21 protein-coding genes are annotated in these 25,912 nt (G+C 59.4%); 8 read left to right on the forward strand and 13 right to left on the reverse strand.

Going from position 1 to position 25,912, the window contains the following annotated elements; genetic code table 11:
* Positions 1-36 precede the first annotated feature (36 nt).
* The gene (locus ACYZT9_RS06225) at positions 37-1,911 is read right to left on the reverse strand and encodes a putative bifunctional diguanylate cyclase/phosphodiesterase (RefSeq protein WP_462009015.1); all 1,875 of its coding nucleotides are present in this window, start codon (positions 1,909-1,911) and stop codon (positions 37-39) included.
* Entirely contained in the window at positions 1,908-4,214 is a 2,307-nt protein-coding gene (locus ACYZT9_RS06230) for a putative bifunctional diguanylate cyclase/phosphodiesterase (RefSeq protein WP_462010164.1), read from the reverse strand. The genes ACYZT9_RS06225 and ACYZT9_RS06230 overlap by 4 nt, the downstream gene beginning before the upstream one ends.
* 258 nt (positions 4,215-4,472) lie before the next feature.
* On the opposite strand from ACYZT9_RS06230, the gene ACYZT9_RS06235 reads away from it, so the two are divergent.
* The 4 genes from ACYZT9_RS06235 (at position 4,473) to ACYZT9_RS06250 (ending at position 7,627) form a co-directional block, all read left to right on the forward strand.
* The gene (locus ACYZT9_RS06235) at positions 4,473-5,846 is read left to right on the forward strand and encodes an HD domain-containing phosphohydrolase (protein ID WP_462009016.1); all 1,374 of its coding nucleotides are present in this window, start codon (positions 4,473-4,475) and stop codon (positions 5,844-5,846) included.
* A gap of 183 nt (positions 5,847-6,029) precedes the next feature.
* On the forward strand, positions 6,030-6,464 hold the full coding sequence (locus tag ACYZT9_RS06240; RefSeq protein ID WP_462009017.1) for an NUDIX hydrolase: 435 nt from the start codon (positions 6,030-6,032) through the stop codon (positions 6,462-6,464).
* A 24-nt stretch (positions 6,465-6,488) separates the two neighbouring features.
* Positions 6,489-7,127 (forward strand): LysE family translocator, encoded by a 639-nt coding sequence (locus tag ACYZT9_RS06245; protein WP_462009018.1) that lies wholly within the window; start codon positions 6,489-6,491, stop codon positions 7,125-7,127.
* 2 nt (positions 7,128-7,129) lie between these two features.
* Positions 7,130-7,627: a GNAT family N-acetyltransferase gene (locus tag ACYZT9_RS06250; RefSeq protein ID WP_462010165.1), complete on the forward strand. Its 498-nt coding sequence runs from the start codon at positions 7,130-7,132 to the stop codon at positions 7,625-7,627.
* Positions 7,628-7,753: 126 nt separating this feature from the next.
* Here ACYZT9_RS06250 and metR read toward each other — a convergent pair whose 3' ends face one another.
* A complete protein-coding gene (gene metR / locus ACYZT9_RS06255; protein WP_462009019.1) occupies positions 7,754-8,671 on the reverse strand; it encodes a transcriptional regulator MetR in 918 nt (305 codons plus the stop codon).
* A gap of 106 nt (positions 8,672-8,777) precedes the next feature.
* Between metR and metE the strand changes: the two genes are divergently transcribed.
* The 4 genes from metE (at position 8,778) to ACYZT9_RS06275 (ending at position 14,134) form a co-directional block, all read left to right on the forward strand.
* Positions 8,778-11,090, forward strand: a complete 2,313-nt coding sequence (gene metE / locus ACYZT9_RS06260) for a 5-methyltetrahydropteroyltriglutamate--homocysteine S-methyltransferase (RefSeq protein ID WP_462009020.1) — start codon at positions 8,778-8,780, stop codon at positions 11,088-11,090.
* 247 nt (positions 11,091-11,337) lie between these two features.
* On the forward strand, positions 11,338-12,372 hold the full coding sequence (locus tag ACYZT9_RS06265) for an alpha/beta fold hydrolase (RefSeq protein ID WP_462009021.1): 1,035 nt from the start codon (positions 11,338-11,340) through the stop codon (positions 12,370-12,372).
* Positions 12,373-12,536: 164 nt separating this feature from the next.
* Positions 12,537-13,232, forward strand: a complete 696-nt coding sequence (locus ACYZT9_RS06270; RefSeq protein WP_462009022.1) for a hypothetical protein — start codon at positions 12,537-12,539, stop codon at positions 13,230-13,232.
* On the forward strand, positions 13,229-14,134 hold the full coding sequence (locus tag ACYZT9_RS06275) for a hypothetical protein (RefSeq protein ID WP_462009023.1): 906 nt from the start codon (positions 13,229-13,231) through the stop codon (positions 14,132-14,134). Before ACYZT9_RS06270 ends, ACYZT9_RS06275 begins: the two co-directional genes overlap by 4 nt.
* Before the next feature lie 98 nt (positions 14,135-14,232).
* On the opposite strand, the gene ACYZT9_RS06280 is transcribed toward ACYZT9_RS06275, so the two are convergent.
* The 10 genes from ACYZT9_RS06280 to glpK form a co-directional block, all read right to left on the reverse strand.
* Entirely contained in the window at positions 14,233-14,562 is a 330-nt protein-coding gene (locus ACYZT9_RS06280; protein ID WP_462010166.1) for a GlpM family protein, read from the reverse strand.
* An 8-nt stretch (positions 14,563-14,570) separates the two neighbouring features.
* The gene (gene aauR, locus ACYZT9_RS06285; protein WP_462009024.1) at positions 14,571-15,899 is read right to left on the reverse strand and encodes a two-component response regulator AauR; all 1,329 of its coding nucleotides are present in this window, start codon (positions 15,897-15,899) and stop codon (positions 14,571-14,573) included.
* Complete coding sequence (aauS, locus tag ACYZT9_RS06290; protein ID WP_462009025.1) at positions 15,896-17,797, reverse strand: two-component sensor histidine kinase AauS; 1,902 nt, start codon at positions 17,795-17,797, stop codon at positions 15,896-15,898. The genes aauR and aauS overlap by 4 nt, the downstream gene beginning before the upstream one ends.
* 178 nt (positions 17,798-17,975) lie before the next feature.
* Positions 17,976-18,710: an amino acid ABC transporter ATP-binding protein gene (locus ACYZT9_RS06295; protein WP_150709842.1), complete on the reverse strand. Its 735-nt coding sequence runs from the start codon at positions 18,708-18,710 to the stop codon at positions 17,976-17,978.
* Positions 18,707-19,378, reverse strand: coding sequence for an amino acid ABC transporter permease (locus ACYZT9_RS06300; RefSeq protein WP_253405805.1), 672 nt, complete (start codon positions 19,376-19,378; stop codon positions 18,707-18,709). Before ACYZT9_RS06300 ends, ACYZT9_RS06295 begins: the two co-directional genes overlap by 4 nt.
* Positions 19,378-20,124, reverse strand: coding sequence for an amino acid ABC transporter permease (locus tag ACYZT9_RS06305; protein ID WP_462009026.1), 747 nt, complete (start codon positions 20,122-20,124; stop codon positions 19,378-19,380). Before ACYZT9_RS06305 ends, ACYZT9_RS06300 begins: the two co-directional genes overlap by 1 nt.
* A gap of 194 nt (positions 20,125-20,318) precedes the next feature.
* Positions 20,319-21,233 carry a glutamate/aspartate ABC transporter substrate-binding protein gene (locus ACYZT9_RS06310; RefSeq protein ID WP_462009027.1) on the reverse strand — a complete coding sequence of 305 codons (915 nt, stop codon included), beginning with the start codon at positions 21,231-21,233 and terminating at the stop codon, positions 20,319-20,321.
* A gap of 449 nt (positions 21,234-21,682) precedes the next feature.
* On the reverse strand, positions 21,683-23,221 hold the full coding sequence (gene glpD / locus ACYZT9_RS06315) for a glycerol-3-phosphate dehydrogenase (RefSeq protein WP_462009028.1): 1,539 nt from the start codon (positions 23,219-23,221) through the stop codon (positions 21,683-21,685).
* A 314-nt stretch (positions 23,222-23,535) separates the two neighbouring features.
* The gene (locus tag ACYZT9_RS06320) at positions 23,536-24,291 is read right to left on the reverse strand and encodes a DeoR/GlpR family transcriptional regulator (protein ID WP_007916700.1); all 756 of its coding nucleotides are present in this window, start codon (positions 24,289-24,291) and stop codon (positions 23,536-23,538) included.
* A 95-nt stretch (positions 24,292-24,386) separates the two neighbouring features.
* Positions 24,387-25,892: a glycerol kinase GlpK gene (gene glpK / locus ACYZT9_RS06325; protein WP_462009029.1), complete on the reverse strand. Its 1,506-nt coding sequence runs from the start codon at positions 25,890-25,892 to the stop codon at positions 24,387-24,389.
* Positions 25,893-25,912: the final 20 nt, after the last annotated feature.

The raw sequence follows: 25,912 nt of genomic DNA on the forward strand, positions 1-25,912 counted from the left end.
GATGATTCCCTGGCGGATAGCCTGTGTGTCGCTGGTTCACTTGGCGGTAGATGCGGCAGTTCTCACAGACTCAAGGTAGCGGGCAAAGGCGTCCGGTTCGACGGCTTTGCTGAAGTAGTAACCCTGGCCTTCTTCACATTGATGAGCCTTGAGGAAATTCAGTTGTTCAAGGGTTTCCACGCCTTCGGCGATGATGGTCAGCTTGAGGCTGCGGCCCAGGCTGATAATGGCGCTGACCAGGGCGGCGTCATTGCTGTCGGTGCTTAATCCGCGAATGAACGACTGGTCGATTTTCAGCACGTCGATGGGAAAGCGCTGCAAATAACTCAGGCTGGAATAACCGGTGCCGAAGTCATCAATGGCCAGACGTACGCCCAGTGCCTTGAGCCGATTCAGGGCAGCAACGGTGGTCTCGATGTTCTGCATTAACACGCTTTCGGTGATTTCCAGTTCCAGCAAGGCCGGTTCGAGGCCGGTTGGTTTGAGGATCTGTTCGATACTGTCGACAAAGTCTCGCTGACGGAAATCGATGGCCGACATGTTCACCGACATACAGATCTTCGGTAGCCCGGCGGCCTGCCAGGCGCACGCTTGCCGACAAGCTTCGGCCAGCACCCATTTACTCAACGGTACGATCAGGCCGCTGTCTTCAGCGACGCCGATGAACTCCGATGGGTAGACCAACCCCTGCCCGGGTTTTTGCCAGCGGATCAATGCCTCGGCGCCGACCACCTGGCCGCTGCGCAGATCCAGTTTGGGTTGGTAATGCAGGATAAATTCATTGCGCTCCAGCGCCAGGCGAATGCCGGTTTCGATACTTTGCTGATCCCGGGCGCGCTGGTTCATTTCGTCGATGAAAAAACTGAAATCGTTCGGGCCGCTTTCCTTGATGTTGCGCATCGCGGTTTCGGCTTTCTTGATCAGCTCGATGGCGTCGAAACCGTCATCGGGATAAATGCTGATGCCCAGGCTCGCGGTCACGCTCAGGTCGTGGCCGGCTATGTGCTGGGGTGCGCGGATGGCGTTCAAGAGTTTTTCGGCAATGCCCATGGTTTGCTGGGGGTGGCGGATGTCGGCGAGGATCACCACGAATTCGTCGGAGCCGTAGCGAAACACCGAATCGGACTCGCGCACTGTGGCCACCAGATTGCGGCCTACCTGTTTGAGCATCTCGTCACCGGCCGGATGGCCGAGGGCATTGTTGATGCGCTTGAAGCGATCAAGACCCAAAAACATCACCGCCAGTTGCTTGTCATGGCGTCGGGACAAGGCCAGCGACTGGTTCAACCGGTCACCCAGCAACGTGCTGTTGGGCAACTCGGTCAACACGTCGTACTGCAACAAATGAGACACCTTGAGCAATTCGTGAACTCGCGCTTCGATGGTTTGCTCCAGGCTCAGCACCTTCATCGCCGCGTCCTGAGCCATCTGCCATTTCCAGGTCAGGGCGCTGGCCATCTGGCGGATCTCCAGGCTGTCGAAAGGTTTTTTCAGCACTAGCAGTTGGTCGCCAAATTCGAGCCGTTCGGCCATGGCCTCCCAAGTGTAATCCGAGAAAGCGGTGCATAGTGCGATTTGCAGGTGCGGATCGGCCTTCCATAGTTGTTCGATGGTTTCCAGGCCGTCCCAGCCGGGCGGCATGCGCATGTCGGTGAACACCATGGCGTAAGGGCGGCCTTCGGCCAAGGCGAGTTTGACCCGCTCGAGGGCTTCCTGACCCTGATAAGCCGAGTCGAGCTGAAACGTCAGTCGATCAATCTGCGGCGTGCCGAACAGTGCTGCTTCGGTTCCGGCCAGGCGCTGCTCGTCTGCTGATTCGGCACCGAGGATCTTGCGAAAATCCTCATGAATCGAAGGTGTGTCGTCGACGATCAGGACGCGCCGGTTGGTCCGCACGAAAGCCGCTTTCATCCTTTGTCCTCCGTGGACCGTTGCGGGTTGTCGTGGATCGGCCCGATGCCATGGCTCGGCGGCACGATGCTCCCGGCTTTCAGCAACTCGGCGGCCTGCTGGCTGCTGACGGCCTTGCTGAAGAAATAACCCTGGGCGTTCATCGGTGACCCGGTGGCCATCAGTGAACTGCGTTGCTCCTGGGTTTCGACACCCTCGGCGATGATGCCGATGCCGACGTCCCGAGCAAAATTGATGATGGCGCGTAAGGTGTTGGCACTGGCCGGGTCGCGGGCGGCGGTGTCGAGGAAGGGTTGAGCGAGCTTGAGGTGATTGACCTGGTACGTCTTGAGGTAATCGAACGAGGAATACTCGGTGCCGAAGTCGTCGATGGCGACTTTCACTCCCAGCTCACGCAAGCGTGGCAGCACGTCGTTGTGGGTCCATTTGGTCTGGGCCAGCGTCGCTTCAGTGACGTCGAACCGCAGGTCTCCGGCGCAGAGCTCCCAACGCGCGGTGGTGCGCAGCACGTCATAGATCAGCTCCGGGCCACTCTTCAGCTGGGCCAGTGACAGCTTGATCGCAATCACCGGTGGCGCGACACCTTCATCACGCCACTGGCGCATCTGCCTGCAGGCTCGATCCAGTACCCAATGACCGAGGGCGATGATCGTACCGGTCTTTTCCGCGGCGGGCAGGAACGCGGGGGCTTCCAGTAAACCGCGCTCGGGGTGATTCCAGATGACCTGCGCTTCCATCCCGAGGATCCTGCCGCTGCTCAGGTCCACTTCCGGCCAGTAACGCAGTTCGAGTTCATCGTGTTCGATGGCCGTTCTCAAGTCGCTGGCGATGGTCATACGCTCGACCACCTCCTGATTGATCTCCTCGGAGTGGAAGTGGTACTGGTTACGGCCCTTTTCCTTGGAGCGATAGAGCGCCATGTCAGCCTGGGTCAGCAGGCCGTCGGCACTGGTGATGGCCGGGCCGTAACTGCTGATGCCGATGCTGACCGACACCCGCACATCGTTGCCGGCCAGGGAGTAGGGCACCACCAGCGCATCTCGGACCTTGGTGGCGAGGGCGGCAGAGTGGGTCGGGTCGCTGACGTCCAGCTGCAGGATCGCGAACTCGTCGCCACCGAGGCGGGCGACCACATCGTTTTCCCGCACGCAGGCCTTGATGCGCCGGGAAACTTCTTGCAGCAACAAGTCGCCCACCGGGTGGCCGAGGGTGTCATTGATGCGTTTGAAGTGGTCCAGGTCCAGGTAAAACATGGCGAACGGTGTCGCGCCGCGACGTGCGGCAGCGAAGGCCTGGTGCAGCCGCTCGATCAGCGTGGCGCGGTTGGCCAGCCCGGTCAGTCCGTCGGTGCGTGCCAGCAGAGAGATTTTCTCCTCGGCCAGTTTGCGTTCGGTGACGTCGATGATGATGCCTTCGACTTCCAGGAGGCGGCCTTCGTCGTCGCGTACCGGGATATAGCGGTTTTCCACCCAGCGCCAGTCACCGTTGCCGGTACGCATCCGAAACTCGATGGAAGCGCCTGCGGCATGGCGGTCCAATACCCGCGCCATGGCGATGTCGACCTTCGATTGATCGTCGGGATGGATCAACTCCTGGGCCCAACTGGGCGAGGCGACCAGTTTCGCCGCGACATGACCGTATTTGGTGATGTTGTGGGAGATGTACATCAACGGAAACGACGGCTCACCCCGCAGTCGATACAGAATGGTCGGGCTGTTCTGCACAATGATGTTGGCATCGGACAGTTCCCGTGTGCGCTCCTCGACGGCTTGTTCCAGCAGCGACATCTTAAGCGCCGCGTCTTCGGTCATCTGCCACTTGGCGGTCAGCGCGCTGGCCATCTGGCGGATTTCGATGGCATCGAAGGGTTTTTTGAGTATCAGCAGGCGGTCGCCGAGTTCCAGGCGTTCGTCGATGTCTTCCCAGGAATAGTCGGAGAAGGCCGTGCACAGCGCCACTTGCAGCTTGGGGTCGACTTGCCACAACCGTTCAATGGTTTCCAGGCCGTCCCAGCCCGGTGGCATGCGCATGTCAATAAACGCCATTGCGTAGGGGAGGTCGTTGGCCAGGGCGGTCTCGACCTTGGCCAACGCTTCGAGGCCCTGGAACGCCGAATCGAGCACGAAATGTTGGAGTTTGGCCGTCACCGCAGTGCCGAACAGGGCTTGTTCAGCACGGGTCAGGCTGTCGTCATCGGACGATGGCGGGCTGAGGATCTTGATGAAGTCCCCATGGATCGAAGCGGTGTCGTCGACAATAAGAATCCGCCGGTTGGTCCGCGCCAGTAGCGTATTCATCGCCAGGTCCCTGGAGCGACAGCGGTTTGGTGCGCAGTGTTCATAAGGGGCATCCTTTTCCCTGATCACTTGGCCGAACGTACAGATGATGGATCCGAGTGAAGTGAGCATAGTCGCCCGGATCAGACTTCGCGCAACTGACTGAAACGAATCATTGCGGCGACGGGGCGAAAATCATCTAGCCTTTAGGTCAGGATCAGGCAATAGGGGATGTTTGCCCGGATCCGACATGACTGTGTGCCCGTTTGAGCCTGAGGTAATGCCATGGAAGAGCAAATCCCCACGACGTATGCCGTTAAACCCAAGGTACTGCTGGTCGATGATGAGGAATCCATCCTCAACAGCTTGCGTCGCCTGCTACGCGGCCAGCCCTACGAGGTGCTGCTGGCCACCAGCGGCGCCCAGGCCCTGGAAATCATGGCGCGACAGCCGGTCGATCTGGTGATGAGCGATGCACGCATGCCCAACATGGACGGTGCCACGCTGCTGGCCCACATCCACCATCGTTATCCCGATACCGTCCGGATCATGCTGACCGGTTATGCCGATCCGTCAGCCATTATCAAAGCCATCAATGACGGGCAGATTCACCGTTACATCAGTAAGCCCTGGCACGATGAAGAGATGTTGCTGACGTTGCGGCAATCACTCGCGTATCAGCATTCCGAGCGTGAACGGTTGCGTCTGGTACAGGAAGCGTGGGATCAGAACGAGAAATTGAAGCTGCTCAACACCACTTTGGAAAAACACGTCGCGGCCCGCACTGCCGAACTGCAGCAGACTGCGGATATGCTCGACCTGGCTTACGAAGAGCTCAAGCACAGTTATGTCACCGGGACCGAGGTGTTCTCGTTGCTGGCCAACCTGCGCCTGCCGCCGGCCAAACAGACCAACCGCCAGATCATCGAGCTGGTGCGGGTCTACTGCAAACTGCATGGTCTGGATGAAGGCTCCACCCGCGACCTGACCATGGCCGCCGCGCTCTACAACATCGGCAAGTTGAGCTGGACCGACAGCATGATGACCGCACCGGCGGATCTGCTGCATCACAACGATCGGGAACGTTATCGCGGGTATCCGAAGCAGAGCGAATCGCTGTTGATGACGCTCGACCCGATGAAGGATGCCGCCCGTCTGATACTTCACCATCAGGAGCGCTGGGACGGCAGCGGTTTCCCCGACCGGCTCAAGGGTGAGGCGATACCGTTCGGTTCCCGGCTGTTGAAACTGGCGGTGGATTTCATTGAGTTGCAGCGTGGGTTGATCCTGGAACGGCAGATGAACAGTGATGAGGCGCTGGTTTATATCCGCAGCTATGCCGGAAAACTCTACGACCCCGAGATGGTGGAGGATTTCATTCGGGTGTGTGCCGCCTACTTGAGCGATGTTTCTCTGGCCGATCCGACAGTCAAGGTCATGACCACCCGGGAATTGGCAGCTGGAATGATCCTGGCGCGCAATCTCAATGCCGACAACGGCATGCTGTTGCTCAATGCCGGCAAGGTGTTGAACGGTCCGCTGGTGGAGAAGTTGATCGCCTTCGAAGCTATGGAGGGTGCGAAATACAGTATTTTTGTGAAGGTGCCGGAGGAAGGGAGCGGCGCGATTCTGGAGGCAGGCCAGCTTTCTCAGGCCTAGCACTGATCCCCTGTAGGAGCTGCCGCAGGCTGCGATCTTTTGATTCTGATTTTTGCAAGATCAAAAGATCGCAGCCTGCGGCAGCTCCTACAGGGGCCGTGTTTCACAGAGATTTTTTCGGCGTGACGACATCCCAACACTCATGTGATCCTTGCGCCTTTTAACCAAGGCCACGCCTCACCCATGACGCTTACATCCACCGCTTCACCCCGACTCATCCATATCGCCGCCGCCCTGTTGATCGGTCCCGACGGTCGTACCCTGCTGGTTCGCAAGCGCGGCACCGAGGCCTTCATGCAACCGGGCGGCAAGATCGAGGCCCATGAACAACCGGTCGGCGCGCTGGCTCGTGAGTTGGATGAAGAGCTGGGGCTGGTCATCGATCCGGCGCACGCCATTTATCTGGGGCAATTCTCGGCACCTGCCGCCAATGAGCCGGGATTTATCGTACAAGCCGAACTCTTCCAGCTGACGATCGATTCAGACGTGTTCCCGGCAGCGGAGATTGAAGAGGTGCGTTGGATCGACCCGGCCACCGACGGTGATGTCACGCTGGCGCCATTGACACGGGACCTGATCTTGCCGTTTTATCGAGCCTCGCTCACCGCGATCGCCTGATCAATCACGGACCAAGGATTGCCCATGATTCCGCTTCAAGACTGGCTGATTTTCGCCGCTGCCGCGCTGCTGATGGTACTGACGCCGGGTCCGAACATGATTTATCTGATCTCCCGCTCGATCTGCCAGGGCCGAAAGGCCGGGGTGACCTCGTTGCTCGGCGTAGTCGCCGGATTCTTCGTGCACCTGTTCGCCGCGGCGGCGGGTTTGACGGCGGTGTTCCTGGCAGTGCCGATGGGCTATGAAGTGTTGAAATGGGCCGGCGCGCTGTACCTGTTGTGGCTGGCCTGGCAGGCGGTCAAACCGGGTGCCCGTTCGCCGTTCGAGGCGCAGCAGTTGCCGCCGGACTCGTCGCGCAAACTGATCACCATGGGTTTTCTGACCAGTGCCCTGAACCCGAAAATCGCCGTGTTTTACCTGTCGGTGTTTCCGCAGTTCATCACGCCTGAGCATGGCTCTGTGTTCACCCAGAGCGTCGTTCTCGGTTTGACCCAGATCAGCGTCAGTTTCTGTGTCAACTTGTTGATCGCGGTGTTTGCGGCAGGCATCGCGTCCTGGTTCGTCAACAATCCGGCCTGGCTGGCGGTGCAACGCTATTTCATGGGGTTCGTGCTGTCGGCGCTGGCGGTGCGACTGATGCTTGAGCAACGAAGGGCGGCGTGAACATGTGGATTGAGCGTCTTGATGCCAGCCATGCTCTGGACTATCGGGCGCTGATGCTCGAAGCCTATGACCGGCATCCTCAGGCGTTCACTTCCAGTGTGCGCGAGCGCGCCACGATGCCGCTGAGCTGGTGGGAGTCGCGCCTGACCAGCAAGCTGGATGTCGTGCTCGGCGCATTCGCGGATGGACAGTTGGCAGGTATCGTCGGCCTCGCCTTCGAACCTCGGGAAAAGGCCCGGCACAAGGCGACGTTGTTTGGCATGTATGTGTCCGGCCAGGCCCGTCAGCAAGGACTCGGTTATCTACTGGTGCAGGCAGCGTTGGCGGAGGCGCAAACTCATCCGGGCCTGAGGCTGATCCAGCTGACCGTCACCGCCGGCAACGCAGCGGCGTTTAACCTGTACCAGCGATGCGGCTTCATCCAGTTCGGCCTGGAGCCGATGGCGCTGCGGGTCGGTGAAGACTACTTCGACAAGATTCATATGTGGCGCGAGATCTAAGGATCACCGCGATCAATGTGGGAGCGGGCTTGCTCGCGAATGCGGTCTGACATTCGACATTGATGTTGGCTGATCCACCGCATTCGCGAGCAAGTCGGACCACCGCACCGCCGCTCCCACATTTGATCAGCGTACGGCACTCACGCCATCCAACGTCGAAAACGACGTGTCCTTGGCCGTCAGCAGGAAGTCGCGCATATACGGCGCATCCAGCATGTCTGCGCGAATCCCCGCGTACAACGTCGCAAACAATCCCTTCTCGCCCAACCGCTTGGCCTTCACGTAACCCCGTGAACTGTATTCATGCAGCGCCCAGTGCGGCATGCCGCACACGCCGCGGCCGCTGGCCACCAGTTGCATCATCATCACCGTCAGTTCCGAAGTGCGGACCTGGGCCGGTTCGATGTCGGCGGGTTCAAGGAAGCGGGTGAAGATGTCCAGCCGATCACGCTCCACCGGGTAAGTGATCAAGGTCTCGGTCAGCAAATCTTCCGGCACGATGTACGCCTTGCCCGACAAACGATGCTGGTTAGCCACCGCGAGCATCGCTTCATAAGTGAATAGGGGCACATACGTGATGCCGGCGATTTCCAGCGGATCGGAGGTCACGACCAGATCCAGATCGCCACGGGCCAGGGCCGGCAGCGGTGCGAAGGAGAAACCCGACGCCAGATCCAGTTCGACTTCCGGCCAGGCATCGCGGAACTGGTCGATGGTCGGCATCAGCCACTGGAAGCAACTGTGGCATTCGATCGCCATGTGCAAACGCCCTGCGGTGCCACCGGCCAGCCGCGCGATATCGCGCTCAGCGCCGCGCAGCAACGGCAGGGTGGCGTCGGCCAGTTGCAGCAGGCGCAACCCGGCGCTGGTGAAACGCACCGGTTTGGTCTTGCGCACGAACAACGGCATCCCTAGCCGTTCCTCAAGTTCCTTGAACTGGTGGGACAGGGCCGATTGCGTCAGGTGCAGACGGTCGGCGGCATCGACCAGGCTGTCAGCTTCGCGCAAGGCGTGCAGGGTCTTCAGGTGACGGATTTCAAGCACCGGGGGCTCCATGAGGAAAACTTGTGATCAGCGCGAAAAAGTTGAGTTTGTCTCATGTTTGGTTGGCTGTCGACAATAGGCCATCTTTTACAGGGAGAAACTCACCATGGCTCTGGCCCACACACTTGGTTTTCCGCGCATCGGCGCTGACCGTGAACTGAAAAAAGCCCTCGAATCCTACTGGAAGGGCGATCTCGATCAGGACACGCTGAAAAGCGTCGGTCGCCAACTGCGCGCCACCCACTGGCAATTGCAAAAAGACGCCGGCATCGACTTGCTGCCGGTCGGCGACTTTGCCTGGTACGACCAGGTGCTGACCCATTCCCTGACCTTCGGTGTGATCCCGGAGCGTTTCGACAGCGCCAAAAACGCCCGCGGCCTGCCAACCCTCGACACCCTGTTCGCCATGGCCCGTGGTGCTACTGCAGCCTGCTGCGGCGGCGAACACACCCAAGCGCAACACGCGCAGGAACTGACCAAGTGGTTCGACACCAATTACCACTATCTGGTCCCGGAGTTCACCGCTGGCCAGCCGTTCAAACTGAGCTGGGAACAGCTGTTCGACGAAGTCGATGAAGCCAAGGCCCTGGGACACAACGTCAAACCGGTGATCATCGGTCCGCTGACTTACCTATGGCTGGGCAAGGCCAAAGGCAATGACTTCGACAAACTCGACCTGCTGGAACGCCTGCTGCCCATCTACGGCGAAATCCTCGGTCGCCTCGCCGCGCAAGGCGTTGAGTGGGTGCAAATCGACGAGCCGATCCTGACCCTCGACCTGCCACAAGCCTGGAAGAATGCCTTCGAACGCGCCTATCACATCCTTCAATACTCGCCGCTGAAAAAACTGGTGGCGACCTACTTCAGTGGCCTGGAAGACAACCTCGGTCTGGCGGTCGGCCTGCCGGTACAAGGCCTGCACATCGACGCGGTGCGGGCGCCGGACCAGCTCGGCCAGGTGCTCGATCGACTGCCGACTTACAAGATTCTGTCCGTGGGCCTGGTCAACGGCCGCAATGTCTGGCGCTGCGAACTGGAGCCCGTGCTCGCCCAACTGCAATTCGCCCAGGAACGCTTTGGCGACAATCTGTGGGTCAGCAGTTCCTGTTCGCTGCTGCACAGCCCCGTGGATTTGGAGCGTGAAGACAAGCTCGACCCGGAACTGAAAAGCTGGCTGGCGTTTGCCGTGCAAAAGTGCTGCGAAATTGCGGTGCTGCGTGATGCGCTTAACGACCCGCAATCGCCCAAGGTGCAAGCCGCCCTAGCCGAGAGCCGTGCGATTCAGATCAGCCGCGCCGAGTCGCCACGCATTCACAAAGCTGCCGTGCAGACACGTATCGCGGCCATCAGTGCAGCGGACAGCCAACGCCATTCGCCGTTTGCCAAACGCATCGAGCTACAACGTGCGCGGTTGAAACTGCCGGCGTTCCCGACCACCACCATCGGCTCCTTCCCGCAGACCGGTTCAATCCGTCTGGCGCGTCAGGCGTTCAAGCAGGGCAAGCTGTCGGCCAACGATTACACCGACGCCATGCACAGCGAAATACGTCACGCCGTGCAAGTCCAGGAACGCCTGGGCCTGGACGTGCTGGTACACGGGGAGGCCGAGCGCAACGACATGGTCGAGTACTTCGCCGAGCAGTTGGATGGTTATGTCTTCACCCGGTTTGGCTGGGTGCAGAGCTACGGTTCGCGTTGCGTCAAACCGGCGATCATCTACGGTGACCTCAGCCGTCCGAACGCCATGACCGTCGACTGGATCACCTACGCACAGAGCCTGACCGACAAGGTCATGAAAGGCATGCTCACCGGTCCCGTGACCATGCTGATGTGGTCGTTCCCGCGCGAGGACGTGCCGCGCAAAGTCCAGGCGCAGCAACTGGCCCTGGCGCTGCGCGACGAAGTGGTCGATCTGGAAAACGCCGGTATCAAAATCGTGCAGATCGACGAAGCGGCGTTCCGCGAAGGTTTGCCGCTACGTCGGGCGCAATGGCAGGAATACCTGGACTGGGCGGTGGAGGCGTTTCGCTTGAGTGCGTCCGGTGTGCAGGATGAAACCCAGATCCATACCCACATGTGCTACAGCGAATTCAACGATGTGATCGAGGCCATCGCGGCCATGGACGCTGACGTGATCACCATCGAAACCTCGCGTTCGGACATGGAATTGCTGGAAGCCTTCGAAGCCTTCGACTACCCGAACGACATCGGCCCGGGCGTCTATGACATCCACTCGCCACGGGTGCCGGACACGGCGGAAATGGTCAAATTGATGAGCAAAGCGGTGAAGCGGATTCCGGCGCAGCGGTTGTGGGTCAATCCGGACTGCGGTTTGAAAACCCGCGCGTGGCCGGAGACTGAGGCAGCGTTGGTCAACATGGTGGCGGCGGCGCGGCAATTGCGCAGTCTGTTAGCCTAAAGTCCGGCGGCGCCCTTTCGGGCGCCATCGCGAGCAAGCTCGCTCCCACAGGATTGATGCCGCACTCAAAATTCATGATCGACATAAATCCAATGTGGGAGCGGGCTTGCTCGCGAAGCAGGCGACGCGGTCTCGAATACGACCGTTCAGCATTCTTCATCAAACTGTCACGGAAGTGTGGCAGCGCGATTGAACAAACTTCATCAGACTCGCGCTCTACTGGGGTTCTGCGTTTCGGTGTTTTTTCATGCGTGCACGATTTTTCTCGACAGCGGTTTTTCTGGCCGCGTTGTTGTTCGGCCTGCCGTCCTTTGCGGCGTCTCGATGCGATATTAATGTTCCGACCGAACACGTTGACCTGGCGCAGGTAAGCCTGGCGTACCAGAGCATCGGCCGTGCCTCGGATCCGGCACTGCTGTTGGTGATGGGCTTGGGCGGGCAGTTGATTCACTGGCCGGACGAGGTGGTGGTCGCGTTGTGTCAGCAAGGCTTTCGGGTGATTCGTTATGACAATCGCGACGTCGGCCTGTCCACCTGGCGGCAGGCGCCTGTCGATGCCAATCTGACCTTCGAGGTGCTGCGCTACAAACTCGGTTTGCCGGTGGCGGCGCCGTATTCGCTCACGGACATGGCCGATGATGCGCTGGGTTTGATGGATGCCTTGCGCGTCGAGCAATTCCACGTGCTGGGCGCAAGCATGGGCGGGATGATCGCCCAGCATATGGCGGCCATGGCGCCGCAGCGGGTCGAAAGCCTTACGCTGATCATGACCACCTCGGGTGCCGAAGGCTTGCCGGCGCCGAGCGCGGCACTGGTGCAGTTGCTTTCGCGCCGGGGAGCACCGAATCGCGCAGTGGCACTCGAGCAACAAGCCGACTTGCTCGCGGCGCTGGGCAGCCCGACGGTGAGCGATGATCGGCAGGCGCTGCTGCATCAGGCGGCGCTGTCCTATGACCGGGCGTTCAACCCTGAGGGCGTGAAGCGCCAGATTATGGCGATCCTCGCGGAGCCGAGTCGGGTGGGATTGCTCAACCAGTTGCGCGTGCCGACGCTGGTGGTGCACGGCACTGCCGATCCGCTGTTACCGGTGATGCATGGGGTGCATTTGGCGGCGCATATCCGTGGCAGTCAGTTGAAACTGATTCCGGGTTTGGCTCATCGTTTTCAGGAGGCGTTCAAGGCGCCGTTGCTGGCGGCGGTGTTGCCGTACTTGCAGTCGCATCGCGAAGACACTTCGCACTGGGCGCAGATCGATCCGCTGCCGACGCCTAACCTGCTGTAGGCACTGGCTCGCTCGCAGTAAGCGGTTGGGCCATGAGCAAAGCGAAGGGCGGTACGGTCAACTGATTTTTGTCAGTTGAAAAGAAATATATCAATGTGCCACTATGGTTTTAGCCGTTGCTGCCGACATAGACAGCGACGATTTCAATCATAGGGATTTGATCCATGACACTTCACGCTTTTCGCACGTGGGCAGTGCTCACCTTGCTCGCCTGCCTGACCCTTACCGGCTGCGCACACGTTCAACCACCTGTTCCGCTGGATAAACAATTCTGGGATGCCAAAGAGCCGACCATCGGCGTGGCGATCACTGTGGTGCCGGCGCCGGTGCTGGCGTTGACCGGTCAACAGGGGATGCTCGATTACGCGATCAATAGAGGCGTCAACAGCAAGCTCATTGACAGCGTCGAAAAATGGCAAGTGCGCGACCTGAACACCTTGCCGGATGTCATCGTCGCCAAGCTGCAGGCCAAGGGCTACAAGGTCAAGCGGATCAACGAGCCGGTTGACCTGAACGTCTACAAGCAAACCAGTTTCCGTGAAGGCTACATGGGCCGTGACTTGGCGCCGATCAAGGCCACCTACGGCGTCGATCGTCTGCTGCTGGTGAATGTCTTCGCCACCGGCGCCACTCGCAGCTATTACGGATTTGTGCCGACCAGCGTACCGATGGCGCAGGTAAGCGGGCAGGGCATGGTGGTCGACCTGGCCGACAACAAACTGCTGTGGTTCAAACCCTTTGCCACGGTGCAAGCCGCTCAAGGCGAGTGGGATGAGCCGACCTATACCAACCTCTCCAATGCCTTCTATCAGGCCATGGATACGAGCCGTCAGCAAATGATCACGCCGTTCGAGCAATGAGACCCACAATCCTGGGCGCCAGTGCGCTGGCCCTGTTGATGCTGACCGGTTGCGCGCAGAAACCGGCGCCCGAGGCCGGTTTCAAGTCGCAGAGTGCTGCGTCCTACGTCCAGGCTCATGGGCTGAAAGTAGACATGCAGCTACCGCAGGCGTTTGTTGGCGCCAGCACGGTGATTGACGCCGAGGCGGCGCAGAAGGCGGCATCGTCGAGTCATAATCTGGTGGCCAGTTCCAATGCAGCAGGACTGGCCGGACTGCTCGTGGCCAGTCTGGTCAACACTCAAATGGGCAGTGGCAGCCTGCAACGCGATGCGGAAAAGACGGCGCTCAAGGATTCGCGTCCGATGGCCGACCTGCTCGCCGGCGTGCCGTTGCAGGAACGTCTGCAGCAGCGCTATCAACAGGCGTCGCAAGGGGCCGGGCTCAAGCAAGGGGAGGGGCAAGTCACCGCACGGCTGGTGATCGAACCGAAACTGATGCTCACCCCCGATCGCGGCAGCTTTGTGCTGGTCAATCAGGTGCAGGTCCAGGACATTGCCGGTTCGGCGCTGTACCGCATGCGCATCGAAGTGGCGAGTCAGCCGATTCGGCGCTGCGGCAAGCAATGCATTGACGACGGCAGTCTGGACTTGGCGAAGGTCACGGCCGTCCTCGACGAGTGCATCGACGAGTCCATGCGCGTGCTGGCCGCCGACCTGATGCAACCGGCACCGCCGGAAGCCGCCCAGGAAACCTTGCGCTATGTGCTCGATGGCCAGCGCGTGGTCGAGCGCGGTTACCAGTTGGCCAACAACGGCAGCTACTGGCGTTACCGCAACCTCTACGGCGCAGTGAAATCAGTGCCAGTGCCGTTTGAAGACGCACTGACGCAGGCGCAGTTGCAGAAGGTTTATGGGCAGTAACACACCCAACCTTGTGGGAGCGGGCTTGCTCGCGAAGACGGCGGCACAGTCAGCATTGATGTGACTGACACACCGCCTTCGCGAGCAAGGGATCTCGGTCAGGCTTGAATGCGCACCCACACCGTCACCAGCACGGTAGCCGCCATCAACCAGGCCACCGCCGCCACGGCGAGTGAAGCCTCCAGCCGCATCCGGTCTACCATCACGTACAACGTCGCCAGGTAGATGAAGTACGGAATGATCGACCACATGCCAAACACGATAGTGGTCTTCAAATCGTCCAGCGAGCGCCCCTTGCCGACGATGTAATGCGCGATCAGCGCAAAGGTCGGAAACAGCGGCACCAGGCCGGCGATGTAATAGTTTTTGGTCCTGGCCAGCGCAGCGAGGATCACCACCACTGCTGCGCCCAAGGTTGCCTTGAGCATCAAGTCCATCAGTGGCTCAGCCCGTACTTCTTCACTTTGTCGAACAGGGTGGTCTTGGCCATGCCCAGTTCAAGGCTGGCCTGGGTCAGGTTGCCGCCGCTGCGTTGCAAGGCGTCGCTGAGCAGGTTGCGCTCGAAGGCTTCCACCGCTTCGGCGAAGGCCAGGCCTTGGTTGCTGCCGCTGGTGCCGGACTTTTTGAAGGCCGGCAAACCGAGGGCATACCGCTCGGCAACGTTGCGCAATTCGCGCACGTTACCCGGCCAGTCGTGGCTCATCAGGTTCGACAGGGTCTGGTTGTCCAGTTCCGGAACGGCGCGGTCGAAGCGCAAGGACGACTGCTGCAGGAAGTGCTCGAACAGTTGCAGGATGTCTTCGCGACGTTCACGCAGAGGCGGCAGCTCCAAGGTCACCACGTTCAGGCGGTAATACAAATCGCTGCGGAATTCGCCGGCCTTGCTCGATTCATCCAGGTCGGATTTGGTCGCCGCGATCACCCGGCAATCCACCGCGACACTCTGGTTCGAGCCAAGGCGTTCGAGGGTGCGCTCCTGCAACACCCGCAGCAGTTTGATCTGCAACGGCAGCGGCATGCTTTCCACTTCGTCGAGGAACAGTGTGCCGCCGTCGGCGTGTTCGATCTTGCCGATCCGCCGCTTGCCGGCACCTGTGAAGGCGTTGGCTTCGTGGCCGAAGATTTCGCTTTCGAACAGATTTTCCGGCAGACCGCCACAGTTCAGCGCAACGAACTGCTTGGTGTGCCGCCGACTGAAATCGTGCAGGCAGCGCGCAACCAATTCTTTACCGGTGCCGGTCTCGCCTTCGATCAGCACATTGGCCGAGGTGTCGGCGACGTTGGCGATCAGTTCTCGCAGATTCTGCATCGCTGGCGAGCGGCCGATAATCCGGCCTTCCAGAGAATCCCGCTCCGCCAGTTGCCGGCGCAGCGAAGAAACTTCACGCGCCAGGCTGCGTTGCTCCAGCGCGCGACGAGCCACGTCCACCAGGCGTTCCGGGGAGAAGGGTTTCTCCATGAAGTCATAGGCGCCTTTTTGCATCGCGCCGACCGCCATGGAAATGTCGCCATGACCGGTAATCAGCACCACGGGCAGGCTGCGATCGCGAGCCTTGAGCCGCGTCAGCAGTTCGAGGCCATCGATGCCCGGCAGACGGATATCGCTGATGACGATGCCGGCAAAGTTGTCGCCCACCCGCTCCAGCGCTTCTTCGGCGCTGCCCACACCGACGCAGGGAATGTCTTCCAGGGTCAGCGCCTGTTGGCAGCCGAGCAGGACATGGGGGTCGTCTTCGACAATCAGCACACTGAGGTCGTTGTTCATATTGGCTCGGCGTAAGTGGGGCTTACCAACGGTAAACTGAGGACGAAGGTGGTACCACCGCTGGCCGGGTGTTCGACACCCAAATGACCACCCGTCGCGGCAGCCAGACTGGCGGAAAGGGTCAGGCCGAGGCCCAGGCCCTGCTCACCGGGTTTAGTGGTGAAGAACGGTTCGAACAGATGCTTGCGCGCTTCGGCGTCGATGCCGTGGCCGTTGTCGCGTACGCGCAGACGATATTTGCCATCGAACTCCTCGCCTTCGAGCCACAACTCCGGCAATGGTTGTGCCTGCATGGCATCGAGCGCGTTGCCGATCAGGTTGACCAGAATCTGCTCCAGGCGAGTCTGGTCGATCAGCACCTGCACATCGGCGAACTCGCGATGCACTTGCAGATGGACACTTTCGACTCGTCCTCCAAGCAGTTGCAGAGCGGCGTCTACGGCTTTGCCGAGGCAGGCCTGACCTTTGTCGTCACCCCGTCGGGCGAAGGAGCGCAGGCTGGCGGTGATCCGGCCCATGCGGTCGATCAGTTCGTTGATGGTCTTGAGGTTGGTGCTGGCCACGTCCAGCTGACCGCGCTCCAGAAAGCGCACAGTGTTGCCGGACAACGTGCGAAGCGCGGCCAGTGGCTGGTTCAATTCGTGGGCGATGCTGGTGGACATCTGGCCGATGGCTGCAAGTTTTCCGGCCTGGACCAGTTCATCCTGGGCCCGACGCAAGGTCTCTTCGGCCTGGCGCCGTTCGCGGATCTGGCCTTTGAGCCGTTCGTTGCTGGCGCGCAGGTCGGTGGTGCGTTCGGTAATCCGACGCTCCAGTTGATTGTTGGCTTCCTGCAAGGCTTCCCGGGCGGCGAGGCGAGTGGCGATCACTTTGCGCCGCTCGTTCCAGGCGATCAGCAGGAACGCCACGAGGGCAAACGCCACGGCGACCAGAATCCCCTGATTGATCGCTTCGCGACGCAAATCCTGCAGAGGTGTGAGCAGCGTAAAATTCCACGGCGTGTCGCTTAACGGGCGGGTTTGCGAGAGGTAGCTGATGTCTTCTTGGTCGGACTCCACTTCGCTGTTGGCAGGGAAGGTCAGCTTTTCCTCGCCTTCGGCCAGTTTTTCCCGGGCCAGCGGTTGCAGTTCGTTCAGTGGGAACCAGTAGTACTGAAGGCTGCGGGCGAGTTTTTCTTTGGTTTCGTCACTCAACGGCACGACTGATTTCAATCGCCGCGCCGGATCGCTGGAGAGAATGATAATGCCGTTTTCGTCGCTGACGAAGGCTTCGAGACGCGCGCGCTGCCAGCGTTCTTCCATGGCTTCAAGGCGCACTTTGACCACGGCGACGCCGATGATCTTGCCTCGCTCTTCCAGGCCGTGGGCCAGGTAATATCCGGGTTCGCCGCTGGTGCTGCCGATGCCATAAAAGCGGCCTGGTTGGCCGCGAACAGCATTCTGGAAGTAGGCGCGAAAGGACAGGTCTTCACCCAGGTAACTGTCGACGTCGCGCCAGTTGCTGCTGGCCATGACGCGGCCGGTAGTGTCCATCACGTAGATGGCCCGACTGCGGCTGCGCCGGTTCAGGCCTTCGAGGTACTCATTGACCGTTTGCCGGTGTTCCGGCGACGAATCGGCCAACAGCCTAGACACACTGGATTCGAGTTCCAGCAGGCTGGGCAGGTAGGTGTATTTGCTGATCTCGCTCTCGACGGCGCGTGCGTGCAGTTCGAGCTGACGCTGGCCGTTCTCGCTGAGACCGCGGATCCCGTAGTGCTCACTGACCCAAAAGCCGACGTAGCCCAATCCGATCATCATGGCGATGATCAGCGGCGGCAGGAACAGATGACGAATCAGACGGGGTTTCACGGCGAGTGATGGCGGCGCAGCGCGATAGAGAGTGGGGTCGCATTTCATCACAGATGCCTTGGGTCAACCACAACACTTGATCGCGAGCCACCATCGTCCCCTGTGGGAGCGAGCTTGCTCGCGATGAGGCCATTACAGTCAACATTGATGTTGAATGTCAGTCCGATATCGCGAGCAAGCTCGCTCCCACAGGGTATTGATGTGGCTTCGAGTAAGCGTCCGGTGCTTAGTGCTGCAGAATCTTCTCGAGAAAATGCTGCGCACGTTCGGAACGGGCGCTGATGTCGCCGAAGAATTCTTCTTTCTGGCAGTCTTCGATGATTTTGCCCTGGTCCATGAATATCACCCGATCCGCCACTTTACGGGCAAAGCCCATTTCGTGGGTTACGCACATCATGGTCATGCCTTCGTGGGCCAGTTGCACCATCACGTCGAGCACTTCGTTGACCATCTCGGGGTCGAGTGCCGAGGTCGGTTCGTCGAAGAGCATGACGATCGGGTCCATCGCCAGCGCACGGGCAATCGCCACGCGCTGTTGCTGACCGCCGGAGAGTTGACCCGGATGCTTGTGAGCGTGCGCCGAAAGACCGACGCGCTCCAGCAGTTGCAGGCCCTTCTTGGTGGCTTCTTCCTTGCTGCGGCCCAACACCTTGATCTGCGCGATGGTCAGGTTTTCGGTGATGGTCAGGTGCGGGAACAGTTCGAAATGCTGGAACACCATGCCAACACGCGAGCGCAGTTTCGGCAGGTCGGTCTTCGGGTCGGCGATGGACGTTCCATCGACTACCACGTCACCCTTCTGGAACGGTTCCAGCGCGTTGACGCATTTGATCAGGGTGGATTTGCCGGAGCCGGACGGGCCGCAAACCACGATCACTTCGCCTTTTTTGACCTCGGTGCTGCAGTCAGTCAGTACCTGGAAGTCGCCATACCACTTGTTGACATTCTTGATAGAGATCATACGGCAAACCTTTTTTGCAGACGCTTGACCAGCAGCGAGGCGGCAAAGCTGATTGTGAAGTACACGAGACCTGCGAAGATCAGGAACTCATTCGAGCGGCCAATGATGTCGCCACTGGCACGCGAAGCATTGAGGAAGTCCACCAGGCCGACGGCGTAGACCAGCGAGGTGTCCTGAAACAGGATGATGCTCTGTTGCAGCAGCAGCGGGGTCATCTTGCGAAACGCTTGCGGCAGGATGATCAAGCGCATCATCTGGCCGTAAGACATGCCCAGGGCCTGGGCCGCGCCCATCTGGCCCTTGGGAATCGACTGCACACCCGCGCGGACGATTTCGCAGAAGTACGCGGCTTCGAACATCATGAAAGCCACGATGCAGGAGGCGAATGCCCCGATAGGCGTGTCTTCTCCGGTGATCCAGCGCAGCACGAACGGCACCGCCAGGTAGAACCAGGTAATGACCAGCAGCAGCGGGATCGAACGGAAGTAGTTAACGTAGGCGCCGGCGATGTTCGACAGCAGTTTGCTGTGAGACAGGCGCATCAGCGCGAGAATCGTGCCGAGGATGATCCCGCCGACGACGCCCAGCGCCATCAGTTGCAGGGTCATGACCATGCCGTTCCACAAACCCGGCAGGGACGGGATGATGCCCGAGAAATCGAATTCCATCATTTACCCCCTACGGAGATCAGGCCCGGTACGGCGACTTTCTTCTCGACCAGACGCATCAGTAGCATCAGGCTCATGTTCAGGGTGAAATAAATCAGGGTCGCCAGGGTGAACGCTTCAAACAGGTTCGCGGAGAACTCGGCGGTCTGTTTGGTCTGTGCGAGCAACTCCATCAGGCCGATCAGCGAGGCGACGGAGGTGTTCTTGAACACGTTCAAGAATTCTGAGGTAAGCGGCGGAATGATGATCCGGTAGGCCTGGGGCAGCAGCACGTTCCAGTAGATCTGCGGCAGCTTGAAGCCCATGGCGCGAGCGGCGGATTCCTGACCACGCGGCAACGCCTGAATGCCGGTGCGCACCTGTTCGCAAACGCGAGCGGTGGTGAACAGGCCCAGGCAGACAACAACGCTGAGGAAAGCCGAGGTGGTCGGGTTCAGGTCCTGTTTGTACCAGTCCTGCAGGTTTTGCGGCAGCAGATCGGGCACCAGGAAGTACCAGATGAACAGCTGAACCAGCAGCGGCACGTTACGGAAGAGTTCAACGTAGCAGGTCGCGATGCCCGATACGATGCGATTCGGTACGGTGCGCATGACCCCCAGAATCGAGCCCAGTGTCAGGGCGATGATCCAGGCCACGATGGCGATGGCGATGGTCCAGCCCAAACCGGAGAGGTACCAGTCGAAATAAATCTCGCTGCCCACGCCGGTGGACTTGAAGAACACGCCCCAGTCCCAGTTGTAATTCATTAGGGTCTCCCCTCGGATTCGATCGATGTACAAGTGCCCGCTTGGGGAAACTCCGTTCCCGCCCCGATCTTGAAGATCAGGCACACACGAGCGGCTCGACAGCTACCGGTTCGAGTGTTTCCAGAAATGCCAGCAGGGAGTGACAACCTCCTGAAAGGGCAGTGGCCCTTTCAGGAAGTAAGGTTAGTCAGAAATCAGGATTTCTTGTCGTCAGCCGCTTTATCGGTCGGATTGGCGATCAGGGCCTTGAGCTCGTCGCTCATCGGGAACATCAGGTTCAGGCCTTTAGGCGGGATTGGTTGCATGAACCATTTTTCGTAGATCTTGTTGATCTCACCGGATTTGTAGGTGGCGACAATCGCGTCATCCACAACCTTCTTGAACGGCTCGTCACCCTTGCGGACCATGCAGCCGTAGATTTCGTAGGACTGTGCAGTACCCGTTACGGCCCAGGCAGTCGGCTGCTTGGCCTTGGCCATTTCACCGGCCAGCAAGGCATCGTCCATCATGAAGGCCACGGCGCGACCCGATTCCAGCATGTTGAAAGACTCGCCATGGTCTTTGGCAGAGATAACGTTCATGCCCATCTGCTTGTCGGCGTTCATCGACTTGAGGATGCGCTCGGACGTGGTGCCGGCGGTGGTCACGACGTTTTTGCCTTTCAGATCGGCAAAGTCTTTGTACGGCGAATCTTTCTTGGCCAGCAGCTTGGTGCCGATCTCGAAGATGCCGACGGAGAAGTCAACTTGCTGCTGACGTTCCACGTTGTTGGTGGTGGAGCCGCACTCGACATCCACGGTGCCGTTTTGCACCAGCGGGATACGGGTTTGCGAGGTGACCAGGTTGTATTTGACCTGGAGGTTCGGCAGGTCCAGGTCTTTCTTGATCGCTTCAACGATTTTCAGCTGGATATCGTGGGAGTAGCCAACCGGTTTGCCGGAAGCGTCCGCGATATAGGAAAACGGAATGGAAGCATCACGATGCCCGAGGGTGATGACACCGGACTCTTTGATCTTCTTCAACGTGCCGGTGAGCTCGGCAGCGAAAACTGGAGTGCTGATCAGAGCGGCAGCAATGGCTGCGCCCAGAATATGGGGAACGATGCGCATCAAATTTTCCTCGACATTGTTTTTATATGGAGCCAGTTCATCGGCCCTTTTGTGCTTCGAATGAGTGTCGGCTTCTGTAGGTCGGCGCAACAAGCATTCGTTCCAAGAGTGTAGAGCATGACTCGTGCCAGGCTAGGTGATATCGGACAACATGTTGATTATTAAGGATATTAAAAATTTATGGCGTGGGTTTCGTAGAAAGATAATCCGGTTAACCGAATTGACCGGCAGGTCGCGTTCGGAAAACCGAATGCAATATCGAAGTGCGAGCACAGACCCTGTGGGAGCGGGCTTGCTCGCGAACGCGGTCTTTCACCCACATTGATGCTGGTTGACACACCTCTTTCGCGAGCAAGCCCGCTCCCACAAAGGGATTTATGGTGTTCTGCGAATACAAAAAAACCCCTGAATCGTCAGATTCAGGGGCTTTCGCTTAACCGGATTTCGGATCAGGCCGCTTCGATCTTGCTGCGGTTCTGTTCGACCTTGTTCAGGTAATTCGCAAGTTTCTGTTGCTCGGCCTCAGTGGTGAACAGGCCGAGCTTGCTGCGGCGCCACAGAATGTCATGCGCCGTGGTTGCCCACTCTTCGCTGCACAGGTAATCAACTTCGCGGGTGTAGAGACCCCCGCCAAGGTGTTCACCCAGATCGCTGAGGTTCTGCACGCCCTCGAGCATGCGCCAAGTGCGGCTGCCGTAGGTGGTGGCCCAGCGGCGGGCGATTTCAGTGGGCACCCAGTCGAACTGGTCGCGAATTCGTGAGCTCAGCGCCTGCGGTGTGGTCATGTCTTCGCCCCCCGGCAGGGTTGCCGTGGCGGTCCAGCTCGGCTTGATGTGCGTGAAGTACGGCGCCAGCTGTGCCAACGCCGACTCGGCCAGTTTGCGGTAGGTGGTCAACTTGCCACCGAATACCGACAGCAATGGCGCTTCTTCTCCAGTGCCCGACAAGGCCAGGGTGTAGTCGCGGGTGACGGCCGACGGATTGTCGGATTCATCGTTGCACAGCGGACGAACACCGGAATAGCTGTGCAGGATGTCGTCGCGGCTGAGCTGCTTTTTGAAGTGAGCGTTGACCACTGTCAACAGGTAATCGGTTTCACCTTCGGTGATCGCCACCTTCGCCGGATCGCCGGTGTATTCGCGGTCGGTCGTGCCGATCAGGGTGAAGTGGTTCAAATACGGAATGGTGAATACGATGCGCTGATCTTCGTTTTGCAGAATATGCGCATGCTCGCCTTCGTAGAGCTTTGGCACGATAAGATGGCTGCCCTGGATGAGGCGGATGCCGTAGGGCGATTCCATCTTCAGATCGTCACGAATGAACTTGGCGACCCACGGACCGGCCGCATTCACCAGTGCCTTGGCGCGAATCGAAAACAGGCTGCCGTCGGCGCGCTCCAGGTGAAGATGCCACAGGCCTTTGGTGCGACGAGCGCTGACGCAACGGGTCTGGGTGTGAACATGGGCGCCTTTCTCGCGGGCAGCCATGGCGTTCAGTACCACCAGGCGAGCATCGTCGACCCAGCAATCGGAATATTCGAAGCCTTTAGTGATTTCACTTTTCAGCGGGCTGTCAGGGCCGAACCTCAGGCTTTTCGAACCTTCCAGTTTTTCTCGTTTGCCCAGGTTGTCATACAGAAACAGGCCGGCGCGGATCATCCACGCTGGACGCAGGTGCGGGCGGTGCGGAAGCACGAAGCGCATTTGCTTGACGATGTGCGGTGCCTTGGCCAACAGCACTTCGCGCTCGGCGAGGGCTTCGCGCACCAGGCGGAATTCGTAATGTTCAAGGTAGCGCAGACCACCGTGGATCAGCTTGCTGCTGGCCGACGAGGTATGGCTGGCCAGATCATCCTTTTCGCAAAGGAACACCGAGAGACCGCGGCCGGCGGCATCCGCTGCGATCCCCACGCCATTGATCCCGCCACCGATGACGGCAATGTCGTAGACCTCAGCGAGAGGGGGCGTAGGCAAGGTAGAAGTGGGCATCGGCTGGCCTCGGGCTCTTTTGATTTTCGGTATTGGAAATCGAACATGAATGTTCATTTACGAAAATCTTAGCCCATAAAGCTGTGCACGACCAGTCAACTTCGATTAAAAATACTCATCGAAGGGCTGTTAAAGGAAAATTTACGAACATTTATGTCGTTGCGAAGAACAACTGTGGCGAGGGGATTTATCCCCGTTGGGCTGCGCAGCAGCCCTAAAACCTGAAACTACGGTAAGTCTGATACACCACGTGCGATGGTTTGACGACTGCTTCGCAGCCGAACGGGGATAAATCCCCTCGCCACAGGGGAGGGTTAAACGACTTCGAGTCTAATCTTGTGCTGACTCAACAACTGCGCCAAGGCCGGCACAGGCTGCTGATCCGTTACCAGGCAATCAATCAAACTGATCGGCCCCAAGCGAATCATCGCGTTGCGCCCGAATTTGCTGGAGTCCGCCGCCAGAATCACCTGCCTTGCATTGGCAATGATCGCTTGCGACACCCGAACTTCCTGATAATCGAAGTCCAGCAGACTGCCGTCTTCATCGATACCGCTGATGCCGACCAGCGCAAAATCGACCTTGAACTGGTTAATGAAATCGACACTCGCCTGACCGACCACACCGCCGTCGCGCCGCACATTGCCACCGGTCAGCAGTACGTCGAAGTCGTCCTTGGCACTGAGCATCGAAGCCACGTGCAGGTTGTTGGTGATGATCTTCAGGTGATTGTGGTTGAGCAGCGCCCGGGCGATCGATTCAGTGGTTGTGCCGATGTTGATGAACAGCGAGGCGTGATCGGGGATCTGTGCGGCAATGGCTTCGCCGATACGCTGTTTTTCATCGCGCATCTGATCGGCGCGCATGGCGTAGGCAGTGTTTTCGACACTGGAGTCGTAGGCCGCGCCGCCATGGTAGCGACGCAACAGATTGGCTTCCGCAAGCTGATTGATGTCGCGGCGGATGGTCTGCGGTGTAACGACGAACAGCGTGGCCATCTCCTCAATGCTGACATAACCGCGTTCGCGGACCAGTTCGAGGATTTGCTGCTGACGGGGAGGCAGATTCATGGGGCTTCCTTTGGGCTGCCGTGCAAAATTTGCCCATGATGCCGCAGGAATCTGCTCCCGACCAGTTACAACCGGATACGAGTCCGGTGCGTGACTTATTCAGCGCCTTCGTGCGGTTCCCAATCACGCGTGCGGCTGACCGCTTTTTTCCAGCCAGCGTAGAGTTTTTCCTTCGCGGTCTCGTCCAGCGTCGGTTCGAATTCGCGTTCGATAACGGCCTTGCCGCGCAGCTCTTCCAGGCTGCCCCAGAAGCCACACGCCAGGCCGGCGAGATAAGCAGCGCCGAGTGCTGTGGTTTCGCGCATTTGGGGACGCTCGACCTGAGTACCGAGAATGTCGGCCTGGAACTGCATCAGGAAGTTGTTCGCCACTGCGCCGCCATCCACGCGCAGGGCCTTCAGGCGTTCGCCGGAATCCTGCTGCATGGCGTCGAGAACGTCGCGCGTCTGGTAGGCAATCGACTCCAGCGCTGCACGAATGATGTGATCCACGCGTACGCCGCGAGTCAGGCCGAACAGTGCGCCGCGGGCATACGGGTCCCAGTACGGCGCGCCGAGGCCGGTGAAGGCCGGTACCAGGTACACCCCGTTGCTGTCCTTGACCTTATTGGCGAAGTATTCGGTGTCGTGAGCGTCATTGATGATCTTCAATTCGTCACGCAGCCACTGAACGGTTGAACCGCCGTTGAACACTGCGCCTTCCAGCGCGTAGGCCACTTCGCCACGCGGGCCGCACGCGATGGTGGTCAACATGCCGTGCCTGGATTTCACCGCTTTGTCGCCGGTGTTCATCAGCAGGAAGCAACCGGTGCCGTAGGTATTTTTCGCCTGGCCGGGCTCGACGCACATCTGGCCGAAGAGGGCGGCCTGCTGGTCGCCGGCGATACCGCCAATGGCAATGCCGCTTTTGGTATGGCCGTAGATTTCAGACGAGGACTTAACTTCCGGCAGCATCTCGCGCGGAATATCCAGCACCTCCAGCATCTTCTCGTCCCACTGCAATGTGTGGATGTTGAAGAGCATGGTGCGCGAGGCGTTGGTGTAGTCGGTGACGTGTACCTTACCTCCGGTAAATTTCCAGATCAGCCAGGTGTCGACGGTGCCGAACAGTAACTCGCCTTTGCGCGCACGTTCACGGCTGCCTTCGACGTTGTCGAGGATCCACTTGAGTTTGGTGCCGGAGAAGTACGGGTCGGTGACCAGGCCGGTGGTTTCGCTGATGTATTGCTCGTGGCCGTCGCGCTTGAGCTGTTGGCAGATCTCGGTGCTGCGGCGGCACTGCCAGACGATGGCGTTGTAGATCGGCCGGCCGGTGGTCTTGTCCCAGACCACGGTGGTTTCACGCTGGTTGGTGATGCCGATGGCCGCCACCTGGTCGTGATGCAGACCGGCTTGCGCCAGGGCCTCGACCATCACGGCGCTTTGGGTGGCGAAGATTTCCATCGGGTCGTGTTCGACCCAGCCGGCTTGCGGGTAATGTTGGGCGAATTCGCGCTGGGCGGTGCAAACCACGTTCGCGTCGCGGTCGAAAATGATCGCGCGGGAACTGGTCGTACCCTGATCGAGGGCAATGATGTAGTTCTTATTCTGAATGTCGGTCATGTCGATCGCCTTGGACGAAA

The organism is Pseudomonas sp. ZT5P21, assembly GCF_054897785.1.

Excerpts from the sequence above, each read along its gene's own strand:
- aauR (WP_462009024.1), bottom strand. The coding sequence starts at position 15,899 with ATGAACAACGACCTCAGTGTGCTGATTGTCGAAGACGACCCCCATGTC.
- ACYZT9_RS06270 (WP_462009022.1), top strand. The coding sequence starts at position 12,537 with ATGACACTTCACGCTTTTCGCACGTGGGCAGTGCTCACCTTGCTCGCC.
- ACYZT9_RS06305 (WP_462009026.1), bottom strand. The coding sequence starts at position 20,124 with ATGAATTACAACTGGGACTGGGGCGTGTTCTTCAAGTCCACCGGCGTG.
- aauS (WP_462009025.1), bottom strand. The coding sequence starts at position 17,797 with ATGAAATGCGACCCCACTCTCTATCGCGCTGCGCCGCCATCACTCGCC.
- ACYZT9_RS06245 (WP_462009018.1), top strand. The coding sequence starts at position 6,489 with ATGATTCCGCTTCAAGACTGGCTGATTTTCGCCGCTGCCGCGCTGCTG.
- ACYZT9_RS06240 (WP_462009017.1), top strand. The coding sequence starts at position 6,030 with ATGACGCTTACATCCACCGCTTCACCCCGACTCATCCATATCGCCGCC.
- ACYZT9_RS06300 (WP_253405805.1), bottom strand. The coding sequence starts at position 19,378 with ATGGAATTCGATTTCTCGGGCATCATCCCGTCCCTGCCGGGTTTGTGG.
- ACYZT9_RS06310 (WP_462009027.1), bottom strand. The coding sequence starts at position 21,233 with ATGCGCATCGTTCCCCATATTCTGGGCGCAGCCATTGCTGCCGCTCTG.
- ACYZT9_RS06265 (WP_462009021.1), top strand. The coding sequence starts at position 11,338 with ATGCGTGCACGATTTTTCTCGACAGCGGTTTTTCTGGCCGCGTTGTTG.
- metE (WP_462009020.1), top strand. The coding sequence starts at position 8,778 with ATGGCTCTGGCCCACACACTTGGTTTTCCGCGCATCGGCGCTGACCGT.
- ACYZT9_RS06250 (WP_462010165.1), top strand. The coding sequence starts at position 7,130 with ATGTGGATTGAGCGTCTTGATGCCAGCCATGCTCTGGACTATCGGGCG.
- ACYZT9_RS06320 (WP_007916700.1), bottom strand. The coding sequence starts at position 24,291 with ATGAATCTGCCTCCCCGTCAGCAGCAAATCCTCGAACTGGTCCGCGAA.
- ACYZT9_RS06235 (WP_462009016.1), top strand. The coding sequence starts at position 4,473 with ATGGAAGAGCAAATCCCCACGACGTATGCCGTTAAACCCAAGGTACTG.
- ACYZT9_RS06225 (WP_462009015.1), bottom strand. The coding sequence starts at position 1,911 with ATGAAAGCGGCTTTCGTGCGGACCAACCGGCGCGTCCTGATCGTCGAC.
- glpD (WP_462009028.1), bottom strand. The coding sequence starts at position 23,221 with ATGCCCACTTCTACCTTGCCTACGCCCCCTCTCGCTGAGGTCTACGAC.
- glpK (WP_462009029.1), bottom strand. The coding sequence starts at position 25,892 with ATGACCGACATTCAGAATAAGAACTACATCATTGCCCTCGATCAGGGT.
- ACYZT9_RS06275 (WP_462009023.1), top strand. The coding sequence starts at position 13,229 with ATGAGACCCACAATCCTGGGCGCCAGTGCGCTGGCCCTGTTGATGCTG.
- ACYZT9_RS06295 (WP_150709842.1), bottom strand. The coding sequence starts at position 18,710 with ATGATCTCTATCAAGAATGTCAACAAGTGGTATGGCGACTTCCAGGTA.
- ACYZT9_RS06280 (WP_462010166.1), bottom strand. The coding sequence starts at position 14,562 with ATGCTCAAGGCAACCTTGGGCGCAGCAGTGGTGGTGATCCTCGCTGCG.